The 2,542-nt window shown below is 59.7% G+C and carries 4 protein-coding genes; all 4 read right to left on the minus strand.

What is annotated here, in order from left to right:
* The coding region (locus B2W52_RS21110) for a phosphatidylglycerophosphatase A family protein (protein ID WP_286804025.1) at window positions 1-511 on the minus strand (511 nt) is incomplete at its 3' end.
* A complete protein-coding gene (gene thiL, locus B2W52_RS21115; protein WP_273070332.1) occupies window positions 508-1,464 on the minus strand; it encodes a thiamine-phosphate kinase in 957 nt (318 codons plus the stop codon). The genes thiL and B2W52_RS21110, both read right to left, overlap by 4 nt.
* 3 nt (window positions 1,465-1,467) lie before the next feature.
* A complete protein-coding gene (nusB, locus tag B2W52_RS21120; protein ID WP_202348066.1) occupies window positions 1,468-1,944 on the minus strand; it encodes a transcription antitermination factor NusB in 477 nt (158 codons plus the stop codon).
* A complete protein-coding gene (gene ribH, locus B2W52_RS21125) occupies window positions 1,944-2,420 on the minus strand; it encodes a 6,7-dimethyl-8-ribityllumazine synthase (protein WP_273070336.1) in 477 nt (158 codons plus the stop codon). Before ribH ends, nusB begins: the two co-directional genes overlap by 1 nt.
* Window positions 2,421-2,542: the final 122 nt, after the last annotated feature.

Below are 2,542 nucleotides of genomic sequence, written 5' to 3' on the forward strand. Positions count from 1 at the left end.
CCAGCCACACGTCTACTGCCCACAGGCAGATCAGGGCCATGACGCCGGCAATAACATCGTCAACCATGATACCCAAACCGCCAGGCAGGTGCTGGTCCAGCCAACTGATGGGCCACGGTTTTGCAATGTCAAAAAGCCGGAACAGAGCGAACGCCCCCAGAACCCCATAGATAGTGTCAGGGAAGAGGCCAAGGGCAATCCACATCCCGACGAATTCGTCCCAGACAATGCCGCCATGGTCGTGAACCTTCAGGTCTTCAGCGGTCTTTCCGCAGAGCCAGATACCTACGATAAAAGCAGCCAGTACCACCAGCCAGTAGCCCACGGGCGGCAACCAGGCGAAGACGTACCACAGCGGAATCGCGGCCAGGCTGCCCCAGGTACCGGGAGCCCTCGCCGTCGCGCCACTGCCAAAACCAAAAGCGAGCAAGTGTACCGGGTTCCGCAAAAAGCCCGGCGGCAGTATGACTGCAGGCGCCTCCGGCTCCGGAGTCGGGCCTTCCTGACTCATGATTCACTCCTGAAATGATCAAAACCCGCAGGTAGCACCTCCGAACTGCAGTCGGCGCCATCGAGATACAGCCCTTGCTCAGCCTCGACCGAACCGATCACGGTAAGCTGGCTCGTGAGAGAGGCCGGTGCGCGGTCCCAGTTTTCCCGGGGGAAACACAGGCACAGTTCGTAATCGTCTCCCGAACGCAATGCGTAGTCCAAAGCCTTCTCGCCCTTGAGCCTGACAAGCTCCGGCGAAAGCGGTAACCTGGCACTCTCGATCCGGGCCCCCACCCCGGAAGCATCCAGAATATGCCCAAGATCAGCCAGCAAACCATCAGAGATATCAATTCCGGCGCTGGCATACTGGCGAACCCCTGCCCCAAGAGCCAGCTTGGGGCGGGGCCGGTGGTAATGCTCCAGCACGGCGAGCATGTCAGCGGAGGGGGCAGGTTCAGAGAGATAATCAAGGGCAGCGCCAGCGTCGCCCAGGGTTCCCGACACCGCAATCAAGTCGCCGGGACGGGCGCCCGAGCGTCGAATTCCGCCCCCCTGCTCCACGGTGCCATGCACCTGCAGGCTCAAAGTAAGCGGGCCGGAGGTGGTGTCCCCACCCGCCAATTCAAGACCGAACGCCTCGCTGGCACTTCTCAGCCCTCTCGAGAAGTCTTCAAGCCACTGCTCATCCAGGGCCGGCAGGGTCAGCGCAAGAGTGAAACATTCCGGGTCGGCACCCATGGCAGCGAGATCACTGGCTGCTGCGGCGAGCGCACGCCAACCCAGGTAATCCGGGCGATAGTTTCGGGGGAAATGGACACCTTCAACAAAAGCATCCACGGAAAAGACAAGATCCCGGCCGGCGGGTATCCGCTGAATCGCGCAGTCATCCCCCGGCCCGAGAATCAGGGCTCGGGATTTCTGCCGCCCGGAGAGCGGCAGAAAGTAACGCCGAATCAGCTCGAACTCGCCCATGGGCTAGCGGGAGCGGGTCTCAGCGAGCCGAAGTCGGCCGCTCAGCTTGTCGAGGATGCTGTTGACGAACTTATGGCCCTCGGTGCCGCCGAAGCGCTTGGCCATTTCAATGCCCTCGTTGATAACCACCTTATAGGGCACATCCAGCCGATGCTTCAGCTCATAGGCCCCAAGGCGCACGATAGCCAGCTCCACCGGATCCACCTCGTGAATGGGCCGATCAAGAAAAGGCTCGATCAATTTGTCCAGCTCGCCCTGCTCACGATGGACACCACGGAGCAGATCGCGAAAATACAGCAGATCAACCTTGGTCATGTCATTGTCGACCATGAACTCGGCTTCAATGTCAGAAATCGCCGTCTTGCTGAAATGGCGCTGATAGAGCCCTTGCATGGCCAGGGCCCTGGCACGGCGTCGATCACCGGCTTTCGGTTTGCCGGACGGGGCCGGCTGCGGTGATGTACCTTCAGTGTCACTCATTACTCACCCAGCTTCTTGAAAAGGCTGACCATTTCAAGGGCGGTGATCGCCGCTTCCGCACCCTTGTTACCGGCCTTGGTGCCCGAACGCTCGATGGCCTGCTCGATGGAGTCCACTGTCAGGACACCGAAAGTCACCGGCACGTCAGTATCAAGACTGACAGCGCCAATACCACTGGAGGCTTCGCCGGCAACGTACTCGAAATGAGGCGTTCCGCCACGGATGACCGCACCCAGGGCGATAATCGCATCGTACTCGCCGGTTTCTGCAACGCGCTTGACCGCCAGGGGCATTTCATAAGCTCCCGGCACGCGAACAATGGTGACGTCATCATCGGAAATACCGTGACGGCGCAGGGTGTCCAGCGCACCCTCAACCAGGCTTTCTACAACAAAGCCGTTAAAACGGCCCACCACCAGGGCATAGCGCCCACTGCACTCGGTAAAATCACCTTCAATTACTCTGATATCTGCCATTGATGGCTCCTTCACGTGTCGCGGCATCGGGGCCACGACCGGGTTTATCATTCGGGGGTATAGGGAACGTATTCAACAACTTCCAGATCGAAACCGGAAATGTCCGAGAATTTGATCGGCGG

This window comes from Marinobacter sp. UBA2498, from assembly GCF_002341575.1.
In the GTDB taxonomy this organism is placed as follows: domain Bacteria; phylum Pseudomonadota; class Gammaproteobacteria; order Pseudomonadales; family Oleiphilaceae; genus Marinobacter; species Marinobacter manganoxydans.

Excerpts from the sequence above, each read along its gene's own strand:
- nusB (WP_202348066.1), bottom strand. The coding sequence starts at position 1,944 with ATGAGTGACACTGAAGGTACATCACCGCAGCCGGCCCCGTCCGGCAAA.
- ribH (WP_273070336.1), bottom strand. The coding sequence starts at position 2,420 with ATGGCAGATATCAGAGTAATTGAAGGTGATTTTACCGAGTGCAGTGGG.
- thiL (WP_273070332.1), bottom strand. The coding sequence starts at position 1,464 with ATGGGCGAGTTCGAGCTGATTCGGCGTTACTTTCTGCCGCTCTCCGGG.